We start from the raw sequence: 16,568 nt of genomic DNA on the forward strand, positions 1-16,568 counted from the left end.
CTCGACCTCAGAAGGGAACGGCGGCATTGACCGAAACAGGTTCGCGCGGCGGCAAGGCGTCGAGGAAGTCGCCTAGCGAGGCGCTGCTCAGAATCCGCGCCCCGTAGTCCAGCATCGATGCCGGCCACTTCAAGGCCGGATCCCTGGCCACCGCATGGGTGATGTAGAGCAGCCGCCCCAAGCGCAGCGCCTCCCAGCCTTGCGAGAGCGAGCCGCTCGTTTCGCCGGCCTCGATGATCACGGTTGCGTCCGAGATCAGTGCCATCGTGCGGTTGCGTTGAGGAAAGTGGAACCGCTGGGTCTTGGTCCCCGGCGGGAACTGGGACACCAACAGGTGATCCGACGCGATGCGCGCTTGGAGCAGCTCGTTCTCGCGCGGGTAGGCCCGCTCCAGCGGGGTACCGATCACGGCGATGGTCCGCCCGCCGGCCGCGATCGCCGCGGTATGCGCAGCGGTGTCGATCCCCAGCGCCAGACCACTGACCACCACGGCACCCTCGCGCACCAGCCGGGCGGCGAGCTTGCGCGCGCGCGCCAAGCCGGCCGGCGAGGCTTGCCGCGCACCGACGATTGCAACGCGCGCTCCGGACTGCAGGATCCCGAGATCGCCCGCGACATAGAGATGCTCGGGCGCATGCTTGCGCTCGACCGCATTGAGCGGGCCCAGAAGCTGGTCAGGTGTATAGGTCGCAGGGTTCATATACTTGGGGAGCATAGCGCACCCGAGACCCGGGAGGTCAATCGGACGGACCGACCGAGTCATGCCGATTCGACCGCAACAGCGCCTGCAAGACGACGTCCTCGAACAGGCCCCACTTGCGAACCCGTTGCCGCAACAACCCTTCCACTTGAAAGCCCAAGCGCGATAGAACCCGCCCCGACGTCGGATTGCGGACCATGTGGTAGGCATAGACCCGGTTGAGGTCCAGATCCAGAAACGCGTAGCGCAGGACCGCGGCGAGTGCCTCCGCCATGAACCCGCGTCCCCTGAATTCGACCGCCAGCCAGAAGCTCGGCTCGGCCAAAGAATGCTCGCGGTCGATGTCCCGGACGGAGCTCGGCGAATCCAACGAATGCCGCCGAGGCGTGCGTGCGCAGCGTGAATGCCGCGCTGCGCCCCAGCTGCATCGCGGCGACGCGGGATCGAACATAGCGCTCGGCGTCTTCCGTCGCGAACGGATGCGCAATGGAGATCATGGTATCGGCCACCTCGCGTCGCCCGGCCGCGGTCTGAACCACGGTCAGATCCTCGACACCGATCGGCCGCAGGATTAGACGCTCGGTCCGGATCAGGTCACCAAGCATGTCGTTCTCCGCTCAAGGTCGAGCCGATCACTCCCGATTGTTTTCCTTCCCGGAGCCAGCGAGCGCTGCGGGACGTCGGGGGATCGATCTCACCGGCAGGCCACGGAGGTCGGAACGCCGCTCACGCGGGATCCGCGGGCGACCCGTCGTGCACCCCGACACCCGACACTCACCGCCCCACATACTCCGCCAGCAACGCCTGCACCTCGTAGATGTTCACCGCCGTGCTGAAGGTCTTCTGGATCGGTGTGGACATCCCCGAGGTCCAGAGCTTGAGATCGGCCTCCAGATCGAAGTGACCGGCCGACTCCACCGAGAAGCGCACCACGCTCTTGTAGGGGATCGACAGATACTCGATCTTCTTGCCGGTCAGCCCCTGCTTGTCGATCAGGATCAGCCGGCGGTTGGTGAAGAGGACGGCATCGCGTACCAACCGGTAGGCGTGCTCGATCTGCTCGCCGTTGCCGAGGATCTTCGCGTAATCGCTGTTCGCCTTCTCGGCATCGACCTTCGAGGCGTTGCCGAGCAGTCCGTTCATCAAGCCCATCGCGTTCTCCCTATCTCAAACAGACCGGACCCCGTCCGGACCCTCGGGTCATTGTCCATCCGGTGCGACAGATCCTCCGCCTACCCCGTGCGACTGACGGCAACCGTTGCCTCGATCTGTCCAGCCAGCGCGCCGTCGAGACCCAGCGCAGAGGCGAGCGCATTCAGGTAGATGCGCTCCGGGGGCGAGGGCGGGTCGACCATCAGCGTCGAGGCGGTATAGACCTCGGCCGCCTGCTCGGGCGTGCGCACCGTCGCCGCCAGCCCGGCGATGTCCAGCGGGCGGCCGTACTCCTCGAACAGGAATGCCTTGTCCTCGGCCGGAAGGGCGAGGCCATTGATCTGGCCGAGGATGGTCTGGGTCTCCTGGACATCGATCTGACCATCGGCCTTGGCCGCCGCGATCATGGCGCGTGCCAACAGCACACCGAGCGTCGTGTCGCCTTGCGGATCGCCAGGCGCCGGCAGAAAGGCGCTACCGCTCGGAGGTGGCTCGATCGCCGTCGTGACGTCCGGCTGCTGGCCTTGTTGATAGGTCTGCCACGCCTTGTAAGCCAACCCGCCGACCAGGGCCACCCCGCCCAGCTTCACGGCGGAGCCGGCGAACTTCCGGGCCTTCTTGCCCGTCTTCCCGCTCAGCAGGCCGGCCAGCGTCCCGCCGGCGAGACCGCCGGCCAGGCCACCCGCCACACCGCTGCCGACCAATTCATCGAGCAAACGCTTCGCGTCGATCATGTCGCAGTCCTCGCCTTTCGTTCCGATTCGCTCACGGGCACTTGCCCGCCGGCTCGCTCTCGATCTCCTCTACGCGCTCGCCTTCCTTGTCCACGGAAGCGCACGCGCCGACGTCGAGCGGACCGTCGTCGGTGTCGATCTTGGTCGCGGCGGTAGCCGCAAAGGTTCGTCCGCCGATGACCCATTCACCGACAGAGCCGTCCGCGGGTCGGCTCTCGACGGTGCCGTAGAAGTCGTCGTCGGCCACAGCGCCGAGCGAAACGGCGAGGGCGCAGCAGGCCAGGGTCATGGCCGGGATACGTGGATTCATCATCGGGTGTCTCCTCGGTTGAATCGGGTTCGGGGGCAAGATAGCCGATGCGCGCTGACGAAAAGCTGACGATGACGCTCGCTTGATCGCTGCCCGCCTGCTCGGCATCGCTCTTCGATGTCTTGTCGAGCGATCCGTTCAACAAGCTCATCCCTGTTGCCTTCCCCTAACCGGCGTTGAATCGAACCCGATGCCTCAGTTCGGGAACGAAGGCCGGATCATGGTCGAGTCCTCTTCACGAGCCGAAAGGTGTCAAGTTCGGGCGCCGATTTCATCACGCCGGATCGCCCGACGTGCGGCTCACTGCCTCATGGGCACCGGCGCCGAGGCGCAACGTGCGCCAGCGTCCGTAGGCGAGCGCCATCTCGGCACCTGCGTCCGCCGGGGACAGCCCGCCAACCCCGGTTCCCAGGCCGGGACAATAGACCCGATCGATGACGCGGCGGTTGCGCCAGGCTGTCTCCAGCACCGCCATCATGGCCATGCCGCTCGGGCGCGCATCCTCCAGTCGCTCCGGGGAGGCCATGGTCGGCGCCACGATCAAGTAGGGGATGCGCGCATGTCCCGTGGGCACCGCCAAGCCGGCGCCGACGGGCATGGAACCTTTGTAGCGCCGATGGATGGCGTCCTGGACCCGCGCCTGCAGGTCCAGCCCGAAGAATTCGAGGTAGAGCCGGTCGATCCCGCCGTCCATGAAGCCCGCCGAATTGGCCGGGGAGACCAGACAGCCCTGCGCGACGCGCAGGATGTCGTCCTCGAGCACCTGCACTTCGGGATACGCCCCGAAGGCCAACGCCAGGACCGAGACCAGCTCGGGATTGCGATCGACCAGCAACAGGCGGGGTGAGGTTTCGATCGATTGGCTCATGTCGTCATGTCACTCCGTCGAAGGTGATGCCCGCAGGGCGGCGGTCAACCCTCGGCCTAAGCGGCACCCCGCTCAAAACTGCGGATCGCCGTCGTGCGCTTCCGAGTCATCACCCACGCCCTGTCACGCTTCCGCAACCGATCGACACAGCGCCCTGAAAGCCTCGCTCTGATCCCCGCGGATCAGGCGTCCATGCACAGCGAGAGCGCCGCATCCCGGTCCTCGCCCGACAGCCCGCAGACCTGCCCCGTCTCCACCGTCCACGCACGCCCGTTGTCGATGTGCTAAGGCCAGATCCTGCAGCGCACGAGCGCCGCCGTGGTGGCCCGCGCGCAGCCATTGGCACCGGACCGGCTGGCGATAGGGATTCATTGCGTTGGTGTCCTGCTGTTTCGACGGTCCCTGCATTCTCGCCCATCCGCGGACCGAGCGGTGTCCGACCTCCGACCCGAAATCGGCCCTTATCTTAACTTTACATATGGCGTTAATTAAGTATTATTAATTTATCGACGGCGGCACCCCGCCGCGATCCGATCCACCACCTACGGAGTCACGTCATGGGACGTCCCGGCATCACCTCCGAGCAGGTCCACGAGGCCGCCGACGCGCTGGTCGCCGACGGCGTTGTCCCCACCGTCGTCGGCATCCGCACGCGACTCGGCGGCGGCAGCCCCAACAACATCTCGAAATGGGGTAGACCCAACAGTCGTATCACCAGCCGCCATTTCGCCGACGGAAAACCTCCGGGCCAAGGTTTCCGTCAGAAATACCTTGCCAACAGTGTCGTTTTCAGGGGTGGACTGAACAAAATTTCAGAAGTCGGGTGCACCCCCCATCACCGAGTCGGCTCGGGGCGACCAGAACCGGCATGGGGACAGACCGCTTCCGACCCGGACCTGCCGCTCGGCACCTCGTCGTGTGCGACAGTTCTGGACGCATTGGAGACGCAGGTAGGATTCGCTGACAGTGCCTCTCTTCGGCAAACAAGCGGACTGCTACGCCGCCGATTCTGGATCCGTTGCGCGCTCTGAGGTTGCAGGGTGCGGCTCACCCCGAAGGGTACCCCCGAGCGTGGACGTCTCAAAAACGGTCGTTTTTGGAATGGCTTTCGATCCGACGAAGAATCGGGCTGTTGATAAGCTCCCGAGGAGCCTCTCCGAGGCTTCGCGTAAGATGTTGATGCGCGCCTGACGAAAGAATCGGGGCAAGAGCCAAGCCGTCCGACAAAGGTGTTGCGCTCGGGTGGCCATCTGCCTACGATCCCGCTATCTCACTGGGGATAGCGGGATCATTCGTTGGAGAAGAATTCTTCCGCAGGTTTCATGCCTCGGATCCCGCCTGCATGCGAGGGGATCCAGGTAAACTTCTGCAAGAATCCCGGCTGTGAGAATTATGGCATTCCAGCGGCCCAGACCACGGGGCGCGGCGCCCAACGTGACCGCTATGCGGTGGTCAGTGCTGGTCGGCAGTATCCGGTGCTCAAGTGCCATGCCTGCGGCGAGTATCCGCCGCTCAAGAGTAACCAGGGCATCGCTGAGGAGCGCAAGCGTCTTGGCGTCTATCTGAGTGTGCCTCCGGAGCCATCTTGCCCTGACTTCGATTGTGTCAATCATGGCATCTCAGTCTCGCGCGGCTCACCCCACTACCGCCGCTATGGCACCACCCGCTCTGGCTCCAAGCGCTACCGCTGCAACACCTGCACCAAGACCTTTTCGGTGGGTGACGCGACCGTCGGGCAGAAGCAGCCGCACAAGAACCGGCTGATTTTCCAGCTCTTGATGAACAGGAGCCCATTCCGGCGCTTGTGTGAAATTGCCGATATCGCCCCCGGGACGCTGTACCCGAAGTTGGACTTCCTTCATCGTCAGTGCCTGGCCTTCGTCGGCCATCGGGAGCGGCGCCTGCTTGAAGGTTTCTCGATCCCGCGGCTCTATATCGGTGTGGACCGACAGGACTACGTCGTGAACTGGACGCAACGCGAAGACAAGCGCAACGTCCAGCTCACAGCCGTCGGCAGCGCTGACAACGTGACCCGATATGTGTTCGGAATGCACCTGAACTTCGACCCGGATGTCGCGGCCGACGTCATCGAGCAGGACGCCGCGACCCTCGGCGATGGCGAGTTGCAGATGCCGTTCCGCCGTCATGCCCGCTTATGGTTGGCCAGCGACTACGCAGCGGCCCAGCACAGGGCTAAGAGCGCTCTGTCAAGCGCCGACGGCACCCTCAATGGCGCCGTCGCCGCGCGCTATAAGGACGCGGAGTCTCGGTCCGATGTCGAGGTCTTCGAGGAACCAGGGCGGACCACGCAGCTGCCAAAGAGTGGCATGCAGGTCCATGCGGAATACACTCTCTACGGCCATTGCTTCCTCTTGCGAGACCTGAGCATGGGCGCGGAGAAAGTCCGCCTGTTCCTCGATCAGGACTCGGGGATGCGCGCCGCCGTGCTGGGCGCCTTCGCCGAACGGGTGACTGAGCGCTCCGCCGATGCCTTCTACGTGCGCATCAACAAAGACATGACCGTCGATGATCGCAAGCATGCCCTGAAGCGCAGCCGTGAGCGTTTCCACGCCCTGGAAGAAGAGCGCCCCGATTTGGATCGCCAGGCGCTACGCTTGCTCCTCATCAAGGAAGCGCTCGCCGACATGTCCGTTATCGGTCACTGGAAGGATCGGTGGCTCACGCACCCCTTCCCGAGCATGAGCGAGCCTGAGAAGGCCGTCTGCTACCTGACAGACCATGACGACTATGACGAGGACCATTTAGCCCGGCTCTACAACAAGGCCAGTTTGCACGCCATCGACACCTTCTTCATGCAAGTGCGTCGGCGCCTCTCGTTGCTGGAGCGCCCCATCGCGACCGCCAGCAACAACCGCCGCGTCTGGCACGGGTACAGTGCGTACAATCCGCGCTCGATTGTGCAGCTCCTGGAAATGTTCAGGGTCTTCTACAACTACGTGCTCGTTGGCATGGACAAGCAAACGCCGGCTATGCGGTTGGGGCTGGCGAAAGGGCGGGTGAGTCTGGAAGACATCGTCTACTTTCAACCGTGATGTCTTCGCTCGCTCGCGCGCCGACTCCCCGCTGCGGAGCCGCAACGAGAAAAGCCGTCCAACTTGGGTGCAACACCTTTGTCGGACGGCTTGGACAAGAGCTGATTTGGCTACAACCATTTCGACGTCGACGCGGGCCGAATTTCGGCGATGCTGCGCGCGCTCAGCCGTCCAGTGCAACTGATGTGACAAAACCGGGTGGCTTGGTCGCAAGCACGGAACAATCCACCTGTTGCAGGATGGCCTCGGCCGTGTTGCCCATCAGCAAGCCGGGGATACCGCCACGGCCGACCGTGCCCATCACGACAACATCGGCGCCGATCTTGCGTGCGAGCGTCGGGATCTTCCTTCGGGCCTCTCCGCGCACGAGGTGCGTTTTCGGTTTTAGATAGTCCAGCGCATCCGCTCCCAAGATGCCGGTGACCTCTTGCAGGAGTACCGTCAGATAGTTCGCGTGGCGCTCTCGGACCTGGTCGACATAGGCAGAGACCTCAGCGTCCGGGGTACTGACAACGGTCCCGCGAAGGAGCATCTCGCCGATGGCGTCCCAGACATGGACGACATGCAGATCGGCAAATTCCGACAGCGCCAGAGACCCCGCGATCTCCAGGATCCGGAGGTTCATCGCATGCCGCATCTCCTCGGGCCGCAGGCTGCTCTCGTCCACATCCACTGCCGCCAGGATCCGTCGAAAGGACCCTGAGCCCTTGCACTTGACGGCCCACACCGGACAGGGGCACTGACGCAGCAGGTTCATGTCGTCGCTGCCGAACAAACGGCCGAACCAGCCTGCATCCTCCGGCGGGCGGATCACCAAGTCATGATTGCTGCGCAGGACCTCGCGAATGATCTCGAGGTAGGGCGTCCCCGTCAGGATCTTTAGCTGGATGCCGAGCCGCGGCTCGTAGGGCTTGATCAATGACTCCAGACGGTGCAGGCGCTGCTCCGTCGCTGCAGCCTGCAGTTCCTCTGCAGTTGTGCCGCCGCCGCGAAGGCGGAATCCGGCGCTCACGCGGGGAATTACGTCAACGACGACGAACTCCGCCTGATTGTTCTCGGCCAGCAGGACCGCACGCTCGAAGGCGGACCTGCAGCCCTTCTCGGGATCCACGACGAAGAGGATGTTCCTGAACCGTTTCATCTCAGACTCCTGTTCGGCTCATGGTGCGGTGCGGCACCTTAGACAGTTGATCATTCCAGGTGAGTCGGAATGCGCAGACCGACCCGAGTGATCTTGTCATCCCGAATGTCGCGGATGACAAGCTCGAGTTTCCCTAAACGAACCCGGTTCCCGACGACCGCCAGCTCGTCGAGCTTGGCACACATGAATTGCTCCCAGGGCATGCCTTCCATCCCGTCCCGGACGGGATGGCCATATCGGGCCGCGACCGCGCCGAGGGGCGCACTGCCGTTCAGAACGACATCAACGAAGAAACACCCGCTCGTCGAGGAACTCAAGGGCTACCCGAGACACCGGCAGATCGCCGAGCGTCGCGGTGTCGGCATCCTTGGCAACCAAATCGAGCCAGTCACCCGGGGCTAGGGGACCCGCGACCTACGCCGTGAGCATCCGGTCGTCGCCCAGCACCGCCACGGCCCGGGCATCGGTGGAATTGCGCAGATCGCTCGCGCGACGTCCGAGCGCGCGGGTGCCCGAGATGGCGTGACCGTCCGCCGGCGCAGGCGTCAGCTCCAGGCACTCGTCCGGGCCCGGTTTCGCCGGCACCTTGAGCCTGAGCCGCCGCGCCAGGCGGGGAATCGTCCAACCATGAAAGATCAGCTCGGCTTGCGCGATGACCTGCAGCATCGCGGACGGTCAGCGAAGTCGCATCAGCGTTGCCATGACGCCACGCAGCGCTCACTGATGCCCCGGAGAAATGGCGAGCCGCGAATCGGACACCCGCCTCGCAGTGCTCGGAGGGAACTCGGTTCCACGGAGTTGTCGCCCAGCTCGGGCGGCAATCCGGAAGTCCCTGCCATCAGCGGTTATTGCGCTTTCCTGCGAAGCAACCCTTTCAATGACCGCTACACTGCATACTGGCGGCGAGATCAACCGCACGCCCCCTTTTTGATCGACCATTCGACTTGTGGCGGTTACACCCGACAATGACTGAAGCCGGGTTCGGATTGTTTGCGTCTTCCTTGTTGCCGCTAGGACTTGTAACTCAACAGCTTTGCAAGCTTCATGGGAAGACTGTTCGCCTGCTGTTGAGACTTACGCACATACGCCGAGGCTCGGCTCTCACGGTGCAGCGCCAGACCCACCTCCGTAATGATCCTTCCCTGGCGAACTCCTCGGACCACCAGGTCGAATGTTCCGACTGGTACGCGGTCTCCAACAACCGGCAACCCCCCGAGCTCGGACGTCATGAACGCTCCGACCGTCAGAGCGGGTGCAAGCTCCTTCGGTGCGTGCAGGTCGTAAGCGTTGAGCAAGTCGACAATCTGTGCATCCGTATTGATCAAAAACTGGCCAAAATACTCTTTGTCGTTCTGGTCCGGACTCTTGTTTTGCGCAAACAAACGATCGAGCAGTGTCGTGTATTCCGGGGGTGAGAAGAGATAGACGAAGTCCCCTGCCCTCAGTGTTCCGGCGTGCTCTGGTTGCATCGAACGACCATTCCTGACCACGAGTGAAGGGCGTGCCCATCGAGGCAAGGTGGCCGCACGGCTAATAAGAGGGCTATCCTCCAGCACTCGATAGATCAGCAGTTCATGCTTCGGATTGCCCGGCAGCTCCAATTCTATACGCTCGAGCGGCCCTATCCCGGACGGCACGACGAGCTTTAGCCATCGCGCTGCTGGCTTGATCGTCCAGCCCTGTATGATTAGAGACGTCACAACCATAATGAAAGCCACATTCAGGAAAATGTCCGAGCCTTCGACCCCCATTACGGTGGGCAGAATTCCAAGCAGAATCGACACCGCGCCACGCAGCCCCACCCATGCACTGAAGGTAATCGTCTGTCGGTCGTACCGAAAAGGAAGCAGGCACAGGAGAACCGCAAGTGGGCGTCCTATGACAATGAGGAAGACTCCAAGCAACAACGCCGGCAGCAGCACTGCGCCGAATTGAGACGGCGTGACGAATAACCCCAAGACCAGAAACATCACGATCTGCGCCAACCAGGTCATGCCTTGCTGATGGCGACGCAAGGCCGAGGCCCATTTCATCGACCGATTCCCGGCCACGATTCCAGCGACATAGATCGCCAGGAATCCGCTACCACCGAAAGACGCGGTAAGCCCGAAGACAGACAGCGCGCAGGACATGACCAGGATCGGATAGAGCGCTTCTTCGAGGTGGACCCGATTGACGATCTCGACAATCAGGTAGCCACCGAGCAGCCCGGCCACAAGTCCGAGCCCCATCTGGAGACCGAAACCCGTCACAAAGCTCGCCATCAGGTTGCCGTCGGTATCGGCGAGAATCAACTCGATGAACAGCACAGTCAGAAAAATGGCCATCGGGTCGTTCGAGCCAGACTCCACTTCGAGCATCGAGCGGACGCGCTTGTAAATCTTCACGCCACCGGTACGCAGCAGAAAAAATACTGCGGCGGCATCGGTTGAGCTGATGACCGCGCCCATCAGCAGCGCATACAACCATGGCAAATCGAACAAAATGCGTGCCGCTCCGCCGACCAAAATCGTGGTGAGCAACACACCGACCGTAGCCAATACGAACGCGGGACCCGCCGCACGCCGCAGGGTCTGTACGCGCGTTCCAAAACCGGAGTCAAACAGAATCACTGACAGCGCAAGACTGCCGAGAAAATAGGCAACCTCCGCATTGTCAAAGACAAGGCCAAGACCGTCCTCCCCGGCGACAAGTCCGATACCAAGAAACACCAGCAGCAGGGGGGTTCCGAAGCGAAACGCCAACGCACTTGTCAGAATGGACAGGGCAATCAGTCCGGCTCCGACGAGAATCGTGGTGAACATCCAATCCATATCATCCTGCGCCGGTCATCACTGCCAGGTAGAGAGGGGGCCAAACACTTCTGCCATCGCTATACGGTACCAGCGACTCTGTTCGCGGCGTCCGTTTCGAAAAAGGCGGATCAATCAGCGCGGCTCATGCGTCTCCATATATGAGCGTAAAATCGCGTTGATCCTGGTCTGATAGCCCGGACCCTGGCGTTTCAGCCAATCGATCAGGTCCGGATCGAGCCGTAGATAGACGCCCTTCTTGGTCTGCGGAAGACGAAGCTCCGCCTTCGCCCAAAACGCCTCATCGGTTTCCGGTATGTCCGAGTAGTCGATCTCCTTCTCGGAAATAGACTCAATCTGTTTCAAACGATCTTTCGCGATAGTCATCGTAAATCACCCTTTCCCGGCGGCTTGCCTTTCGAGCCGATATCAGGCGGATTTTTTCACCGCGCGCCGTATGCAGCACCATCAAAGGTGCATCCGGCGACAACAGACCAAGGCTGATCTCGCGAACCTCGCCGTAGTCGGCGCGGTCATCGATCCGTGTCAGAACGGGATTGTCGAAAACATGCTTGGCCTCAGCGAAGCAGATTCCATGCTTCCTGATATTTGCTTCGTCTTTCGCATCGTCCCATTCGAACTCCATAGTCTTGTATATATATTGCGTATATATTTCTGTCAAGAAAAAATGCGCGGGAGTCGGTTGACGGGTTGGGTAATGACTGCGAAATAAGGACGTTGTGTAATACGGACGGAGGCGGGAGCGTGGGCGAGTTTACGCGGTAGGATCCGGGGTTTTGGAACGCGCGGGCGGTGCATCCGCGATGCCGGCGTTGATCGTGCGGGCATCGGGATCCAGTCTTGACCCAAGTCTTCCGCATTCTCCCGGATCCAGACCGTGCACATCGCCTCCTAAAGGCTAGACGTGCGACATCCTCCCGGCACCCTTCAAAGGGAGGCATCGGGGTTGTGAGTAGGCCGGGCACTCCCCGATGTTCCCTTCGCATTGCGTGATTTCAAGACTTGACCCCGTGCTCCTTCATGACCCCGTGCTCCTTCATCGCATCCTAAAGGCTAGACGTGCGACATCCTCCCGGCACCCTTCAAAGGGAGGCATCGGGGTTTTGAGTAGGCCGAGCACTCCCCGATGCTCCCTACGTATTGAGACTTGACCCCATGTTCCCGCAAGACTTGACCCCATGCTCCGAACAGGCGCAGGATGTCGCTCGGCGTGCTGCGGAAGTCTCCCTCGGCTTGCGCCATGACCCACTAAGTGCGTCCGAATTTGTTGAAGTCGTTGATGTAGGTGGAGCCGAGCTGGGCCTGGAGGGTAGAGAACAGCTCCGTCATGGGGACTTGCAGCGTCTGCACCTTGTCCCGATTCACCTCCAGAAAGAGCATGGGGACATCGGCGCGGAAGGTGCTGTAGGCGCTGCCGACGGCGGATCGGGCGTTGGCGGCGACGATGAAGCCGCGCATCGCCGCGGCGAACTCCTGGAGATCGCCTCCCGTGTAGTCCTGCAGGACGAAGGAGAAGCCGCCGGAGTTGCCGAGCCCGGGGATGGCCGGCGGCACGAAGGGGATGATATTGGCGTCCGTGGTGCGGGCCGCGATCTCCTGCGCCTGGCCGACGATGGCGCGCAGCTGCAAGGCCGTGTCCGTGCAGATAAAGTTTTCGATTCTTTGAAACGTGACGCCGTTCACATCTGCATGTGCACCTTGAGTCTACAAACTGTGAAGTAGTTCTCTTGGTTCATAAAAGACTTTCGGAGCTCTGGCGCTGATCCGCCGCGTCCGTGCCGCCCAAGAACCGCGAAGTCGCCTTGGCCACTCCGTATAGCCACATCGAGTTGCCAACAGACGAAAGCCTCCGATGTAACCGGATGATATTAATTGGAGTCAACATGAAAAAACTTCATAATTCGGTATACTCTGCTGTAATAGCAAGCACTTTTTTCGTGGGGACTACAGTGCCTGCAGCCGGCTATGCCGGTTAACCCTTTGACGATGACGCGATACGGTTTTTACGAGCTGGCACTTTTTGTTTCGAACTTGTCCTAACGCGGTGACTCTCTCTATCCGTTTCCGACAGGCAAGATGACCTGTCATTGTGATTCGCGAACTCAGGACCCATGTCGTGCCAGATCAATTTCTATCGCATTTCTGCTATTCCATAGGACCCCAGATGTGGGATAAATGACTATAACATGGAGTATTTTATGGTTAACAGAAGGATTCAAGGTGGATTGATCGCCGCCGCCTGTATCGGCCTGCTGCCGATGACCAACAACGCCCAAGCCGCCATTCCAGACGCAAACGGAGTTTACACGGGTTGTTACTCAAATTTCTTAAAAACAATTCGGCTGATTGATACCTCTAATACTCGACAAAAATGTTCGGGCGTGGAGACAAAAATCACCTGGAACGCGAAGGGCCAGCAAGGCGATCAGGGAATTCAGGGATTGACAGGATCGCAAGGTCTAAAAGGTGATACCGGCGAAACGGGTCAAATAGGTTTGACCGGAGCGACCGGAGCGCAAGGTCCGGCAGGCGCGGATGGCTCGACAGGTCCGGCGGGTCCGGCGGGCGCGGATGGCTCGGCAGGTCCGGCGGGTCCAGCAGGTACCAATGGTACGGATGGTACGGATGGTACGGATGGGCGCACCGTCCTGAGCGGCACCACCACCCCCGATGATGCGTCAACGGGCAACATCGGTGACTTTTATATCAACACCGCCACACAGAACATCTATGGACCAAAGAGTGAAGCAGGCTGGGGCGACCCGATCCCCCTCGTAGGTGCGGATGGTGCGCAAGGTCCAGCAGGTCCAGCAGGTCCGGCAGGCGCGGTTGGCTCGACAGGTCCGGCGGGTCCGGCAGGCGCGGATGGCTCGACAGGTCCGGCGGGTCCGGCAGGCGCGGATGGCTCGACAGGTCCGGCGGGTCCAGCAGGTACGGATGGTACGGATGGTACGGATGGTACGGATGGTACGGATGGTACGGATGGGCGCACCGTCCTGAGCGGCGCCACCACCCCCGATGATACGGCAACGGGCAACAACGGTGACTTTTATATCAACACCACCACACAGGACATCTATGGACCAAAGAGTGAAGCAGGCTGGGGCGACCCGATCACCCTCGTAGGTGCGGATGGTGCGCAAGGTCCAGCAGGTCCGGCAGGCGCGGTTGGCTCGATCGGTCCGGCAGGTCCGGCAGGCGCGGATGGCTCGACAGGTCCGGCAGGTCCAGCAGGTACCAATGGTACGGATGGCTCGCAAGGACCAGTAGGACCGGCAGGGAGCGATGGCAACACGATCTTGAATGGATGCGGCCCACCGGACGAGTTTGTCGAGGGGATTGATGGCGACTTTTACATGGACACCGCTCAGTGGTGTATTTACGGCCCGCTGAACGGATCAGCGTGGGGTCAGGGCGCTCCTTTGCGGGCAGACGGCAGTTGCGAGCCTACGCCCAAGCTCGTCTTTGTCACGCGTCAAATATTCACTGCAAATTTAGGCGGGGTTGCAGGGGCAGACGCCAAGTGCCAGACGGCAGCAGAGGATGCAGGTATATCTGGAACATTTAAAGCTTGGATAGCCGACGGCACGTCCTCGCCCTCGACTACATTCACACGGTGCCAATCCCCCTATGAACTCGTTGACGAAACCCTCGTCGCGGATAATTGGGAGGATTTAACGGACGGCACCATCAAGCACCCTATAAATAAGGACGAATACGGAACCGAGCTTACCTTAGCCCCCACGTCTGTGTGGACCAACACGGTCGCAGCGGGGACCCCCGCCAGGACCACCTTGGATACGACGTGCCGGGCATGGGGCGCCCTGGACCCACCATACGCCACGGACCACGCAGACACGGGCAGTTACGGGGCGTCGACCGCGGCTTGGACGCACACCGGCGGTTGGCTCTATTGCTCCATCCAGTTGCATCTCTATTGCTTCGAGCAGTAAAGCCCGCACCTCGGCGCAGGAGCATCCGCTAAGCCACGGACCGGCAAGGGACACCCACGCGAGGGCAAAGGTCCTTAGCGTGGGTGCACCGCGTAGCCGGTGATGTGAAGTCGTTTCAGTATCAAGACCCAGGTCCGGGTGAATCGCCCCTTGGTACTGACTCGACCGCGGAGTTTATTGCTGTTTGTCTTCAAACGGCTAACAGGCGTTGTCGGCATGCCGCGGCTGATCATCCCGCCTCGTCCCAGAGCGCCTCGTTCAGCTCGCCTAGAACGGCTTCGAGCTGACCGTCAAACACCTTGTTCAAACGACTGAAACCGCCATGCGCCTGGAAGGGCTCACGGTCGAGCGCCGAGCGGTCTACCACGATCTCGCGCTCGATCTGTTCCGCGATGCGCTTGAGCCATTTGCGCTGCGGATCGCTCCAGGGGTATTTGGCGAGGATCCGCTGCATGGCGGCGCGGACCCGTTCCTCGAAGGGAATCAGCGCGTCGCCGAGGGCGGCCTGACGGACGAACCCGATGATCGAGGCGGCGATCTCTTCGTTCCTGGCATCCTGCCACGCCCGGCGCAGGTTGGCATCGGAATAACCCAGCTTATCGAGCGCGAGGCGCAGCTCGCGTGTTAACAGGGACCGCGTGTTAACAGGGACAGACCACGTTTTCTAGAAGGCCAATTCCGTTTGCGCTCCGACGTCGGTCTCCTTGGGCGGACGTCCCGGGGACCCCTTCCAAGTGCGCCGGCCAACCATGGCGGCAATCTGCCGCTCGAACTGGGGGCGCCCGACGACAAAACCGCCGTTGGTGCAGTCGCGCAGGCGCTGAAGTAGCTCGATGCTCAGTTCGACCGCGAACAACCGGCGATAGGCGGACAGGCGCGCATCCTCGGAACTCGCCAGGTCGCGGTATACGGGATGCGGCGTAACCACGGGGTCACGCTCGCCGAGGGCGTTGGCCCGATAGCTGGACCAGAAAAAATCACCGGGCGCCGCGACCATGGCCGCCCGGACCGGGTTCAGCTCAATGTAGCGCTGACACGCCAAGAGATAGGGGTCGGACTCGATCACCGCGGAGCGGAAACGGCCCTCGAACAGCCCGCCGGTGCGGCGATAGGTGCGGTTGACATACTGGACATACCGCTGCCCGAGGTGCTTCAACACGGCCGGCACCCCGGCGTCGCGCTCCGCGGTCATCAGCAGATGGACATGGTTGGTCATCAGCACGTAGCCATGCACGGACACCGACTCCTGAGCCGCCGCCGCGCTTAACCACTCCAGGAAGTACCGCCGATCTGCGTCGTCGAAGAATACCGCGGCCCGGTCGATCCCGCGCAGGATCACGTGCATCGGATAACCGGCGGCGACGATCCGGGCGCGTCTGGGCATGGGAACGGGACCGGGCAGGGAAACAGGGGTACACGAAGTCTAGCAGAAAAACGTGGTCTGTCCCCATTTCCCCATGTGGAGGGTCCGAAAGAGGGCGAGGTCCTGCTGAAGGTCGTCGCCTCGGGCGTCTGTCACACCGATGCGTTCACGCTCTCCGGACAAGATCCGGAGGGTGCCTTTCCCTGCGTGCTCGGCCACGAGGGCGGGTGCGAGGTGGTGGAATGCGGACCCGGCGTGAAGGGCCTGAAGCCGGGCGACCATGTCATCCCGCTCTATATTCCGGAATGCGGCGACTGCGAATACTGCAACTCGACTAAGTCCAACCTCTGCCAATCCATCGCCTCGACGGTCTGGACCGGCTACATTGCGTATTCCGGTGAAAGTGGCCACCCGGTCCGAAGGAAAGTGGCCACTGGTTCTGATTCAATCCGGCCAGTCAGTCCGAAGGAAAGCGGCCGGT

Annotated in this window: 18 protein-coding genes and 1 pseudogene; 4 read left to right on the forward strand and 15 right to left on the reverse strand. The window is 61.8% G+C overall.

Annotated features, from left to right (window positions below; all coding sequences use genetic code 11):
- Positions 1-7 precede the first annotated feature (7 nt).
- The 6 genes from BLV04_RS20080 to BLV04_RS20105 form a co-directional block, all read right to left on the reverse strand.
- Complete coding sequence (locus BLV04_RS20080) at positions 8-715, reverse strand: DNA-processing protein DprA (RefSeq protein WP_245731964.1); 708 nt, start codon at positions 713-715, stop codon at positions 8-10.
- Positions 716-737: 22 nt separating this feature from the next.
- Positions 738-1,151 carry a GNAT family N-acetyltransferase gene (locus BLV04_RS25345; RefSeq protein ID WP_281241873.1) on the reverse strand — a complete coding sequence of 138 codons (414 nt, stop codon included), beginning with the start codon at positions 1,149-1,151 and terminating at the stop codon, positions 738-740.
- 323 nt (positions 1,152-1,474) lie between these two features.
- Positions 1,475-1,852 (reverse strand): PH domain-containing protein, encoded by a 378-nt coding sequence (locus BLV04_RS20090; RefSeq protein ID WP_093036653.1) that lies wholly within the window; start codon positions 1,850-1,852, stop codon positions 1,475-1,477.
- Between the two features lie 80 nt (positions 1,853-1,932).
- On the reverse strand, positions 1,933-2,586 hold the full coding sequence (locus tag BLV04_RS20095; RefSeq protein ID WP_093036656.1) for a tellurite resistance TerB family protein: 654 nt from the start codon (positions 2,584-2,586) through the stop codon (positions 1,933-1,935).
- A 31-nt stretch (positions 2,587-2,617) separates the two neighbouring features.
- A complete protein-coding gene (locus BLV04_RS20100; protein ID WP_093036659.1) occupies positions 2,618-2,899 on the reverse strand; it encodes a hypothetical protein in 282 nt (93 codons plus the stop codon).
- A 271-nt stretch (positions 2,900-3,170) separates the two neighbouring features.
- Entirely contained in the window at positions 3,171-3,764 is a 594-nt protein-coding gene (locus BLV04_RS20105; protein ID WP_093036663.1) for a macro domain-containing protein, read from the reverse strand.
- A gap of 557 nt (positions 3,765-4,321) precedes the next feature.
- On the opposite strand from BLV04_RS20105, the gene BLV04_RS25750 reads away from it, so the two are divergent.
- Positions 4,322-4,795 carry a DNA-binding protein gene (locus BLV04_RS25750; RefSeq protein WP_245731965.1) on the forward strand — a complete coding sequence of 158 codons (474 nt, stop codon included), beginning with the start codon at positions 4,322-4,324 and terminating at the stop codon, positions 4,793-4,795.
- Positions 4,796-5,059: 264 nt separating this feature from the next.
- A complete protein-coding gene (locus tag BLV04_RS20115; RefSeq protein WP_217633748.1) occupies positions 5,060-6,817 on the forward strand; it encodes a hypothetical protein in 1,758 nt (585 codons plus the stop codon).
- A gap of 163 nt (positions 6,818-6,980) precedes the next feature.
- Here the strand turns inward: BLV04_RS20115 and BLV04_RS20120 are convergent, their stop codons facing one another.
- From BLV04_RS20120 to BLV04_RS20145, 7 genes are all read right to left on the reverse strand, one after another.
- Positions 6,981-7,958, reverse strand: coding sequence for a universal stress protein (locus BLV04_RS20120; RefSeq protein WP_093036669.1), 978 nt, complete (start codon positions 7,956-7,958; stop codon positions 6,981-6,983).
- A 50-nt stretch (positions 7,959-8,008) separates the two neighbouring features.
- Positions 8,009-8,161: a hypothetical protein gene (locus BLV04_RS25755; protein ID WP_245731966.1), complete on the reverse strand. Its 153-nt coding sequence runs from the start codon at positions 8,159-8,161 to the stop codon at positions 8,009-8,011.
- Positions 8,162-8,372: 211 nt separating this feature from the next.
- Complete coding sequence (locus tag BLV04_RS20125) at positions 8,373-8,624, reverse strand: hypothetical protein (protein ID WP_093036672.1); 252 nt, start codon at positions 8,622-8,624, stop codon at positions 8,373-8,375.
- Positions 8,625-8,968: 344 nt separating this feature from the next.
- The gene (locus BLV04_RS20130) at positions 8,969-10,771 is read right to left on the reverse strand and encodes a potassium/proton antiporter (RefSeq protein WP_093036675.1); all 1,803 of its coding nucleotides are present in this window, start codon (positions 10,769-10,771) and stop codon (positions 8,969-8,971) included.
- 114 nt (positions 10,772-10,885) lie between these two features.
- Positions 10,886-11,116, reverse strand: a complete 231-nt coding sequence (locus BLV04_RS20135) for a BrnA antitoxin family protein (protein WP_217633749.1) — start codon at positions 11,114-11,116, stop codon at positions 10,886-10,888.
- Entirely contained in the window at positions 11,103-11,396 is a 294-nt protein-coding gene (locus BLV04_RS20140) for a BrnT family toxin (RefSeq protein WP_093036681.1), read from the reverse strand. Before BLV04_RS20140 ends, BLV04_RS20135 begins: the two co-directional genes overlap by 14 nt.
- Before the next feature lie 623 nt (positions 11,397-12,019).
- Positions 12,020-12,400 (reverse strand): efflux RND transporter permease subunit, encoded by a 381-nt coding sequence (locus BLV04_RS20145; RefSeq protein ID WP_175534721.1) that lies wholly within the window; start codon positions 12,398-12,400, stop codon positions 12,020-12,022.
- Positions 12,401-12,957: 557 nt separating this feature from the next.
- Between BLV04_RS20145 and BLV04_RS20150 the strand changes: the two genes are divergently transcribed.
- A complete protein-coding gene (locus BLV04_RS20150) occupies positions 12,958-14,724 on the forward strand; it encodes a collagen-like domain-containing protein (protein ID WP_093036687.1) in 1,767 nt (588 codons plus the stop codon).
- 229 nt (positions 14,725-14,953) lie between these two features.
- Here BLV04_RS20150 and BLV04_RS20155 read toward each other — a convergent pair whose 3' ends face one another.
- Both BLV04_RS20155 and BLV04_RS20160 read right to left on the reverse strand, forming a co-directional pair.
- Positions 14,954-15,355, reverse strand: a complete 402-nt coding sequence (locus tag BLV04_RS20155; protein WP_342721919.1) for a type I restriction-modification enzyme R subunit C-terminal domain-containing protein — start codon at positions 15,353-15,355, stop codon at positions 14,954-14,956.
- A gap of 33 nt (positions 15,356-15,388) precedes the next feature.
- Positions 15,389-16,108: a transposase gene (locus BLV04_RS20160; protein WP_093036690.1), complete on the reverse strand. Its 720-nt coding sequence runs from the start codon at positions 16,106-16,108 to the stop codon at positions 15,389-15,391.
- A gap of 75 nt (positions 16,109-16,183) precedes the next feature.
- Here BLV04_RS20160 and BLV04_RS20165 point away from each other — a divergent pair.
- A pseudogene (locus BLV04_RS20165) lies at positions 16,184-16,568 on the forward strand (alcohol dehydrogenase catalytic domain-containing protein); the annotation flags it as partial.

The sequence above is a fragment of the Thiocapsa roseopersicina genome, assembly GCF_900106925.1.
In the GTDB taxonomy this organism is placed as follows: Bacteria; Pseudomonadota; Gammaproteobacteria; order Chromatiales; family Chromatiaceae; genus Thiocapsa; species Thiocapsa roseopersicina.

What these genes read in the sequence shown, in the direction of transcription:
- BLV04_RS20080 (WP_245731964.1), bottom strand. Translation starts at nt 715, where the DNA reads ATGCTCCCCAAGTATATGAACCCTGCGACCTATACACCTGACCAGCTT.
- BLV04_RS25345 (WP_281241873.1), bottom strand. Translation starts at nt 1,151, where the DNA reads ATGTTCGATCCCGCGTCGCCGCGATGCAGCTGGGGCGCAGCGCGGCAT.
- BLV04_RS20090 (WP_093036653.1), bottom strand. Translation starts at nt 1,852, where the DNA reads ATGGGCTTGATGAACGGACTGCTCGGCAACGCCTCGAAGGTCGATGCC.
- BLV04_RS20095 (WP_093036656.1), bottom strand. Translation starts at nt 2,586, where the DNA reads ATGATCGACGCGAAGCGTTTGCTCGATGAATTGGTCGGCAGCGGTGTG.
- BLV04_RS20100 (WP_093036659.1), bottom strand. Translation starts at nt 2,899, where the DNA reads ATGATGAATCCACGTATCCCGGCCATGACCCTGGCCTGCTGCGCCCTC.
- BLV04_RS20105 (WP_093036663.1), bottom strand. Translation starts at nt 3,764, where the DNA reads ATGAGCCAATCGATCGAAACCTCACCCCGCCTGTTGCTGGTCGATCGC.
- BLV04_RS25750 (WP_245731965.1), top strand. Translation starts at nt 4,322, where the DNA reads ATGGGACGTCCCGGCATCACCTCCGAGCAGGTCCACGAGGCCGCCGAC.
- BLV04_RS20120 (WP_093036669.1), bottom strand. Translation starts at nt 7,958, where the DNA reads ATGAAACGGTTCAGGAACATCCTCTTCGTCGTGGATCCCGAGAAGGGC.
- BLV04_RS25755 (WP_245731966.1), bottom strand. Translation starts at nt 8,161, where the DNA reads ATGCCCTGGGAGCAATTCATGTGTGCCAAGCTCGACGAGCTGGCGGTC.
- BLV04_RS20125 (WP_093036672.1), bottom strand. Translation starts at nt 8,624, where the DNA reads ATGCTGCAGGTCATCGCGCAAGCCGAGCTGATCTTTCATGGTTGGACG.
- BLV04_RS20130 (WP_093036675.1), bottom strand. Translation starts at nt 10,771, where the DNA reads ATGGATTGGATGTTCACCACGATTCTCGTCGGAGCCGGACTGATTGCC.
- BLV04_RS20140 (WP_093036681.1), bottom strand. Translation starts at nt 11,396, where the DNA reads ATGGAGTTCGAATGGGACGATGCGAAAGACGAAGCAAATATCAGGAAG.
- BLV04_RS20150 (WP_093036687.1), top strand. Translation starts at nt 12,958, where the DNA reads ATGGAGTATTTTATGGTTAACAGAAGGATTCAAGGTGGATTGATCGCC.
- BLV04_RS20160 (WP_093036690.1), bottom strand. Translation starts at nt 16,108, where the DNA reads ATGCCCAGACGCGCCCGGATCGTCGCCGCCGGTTATCCGATGCACGTG.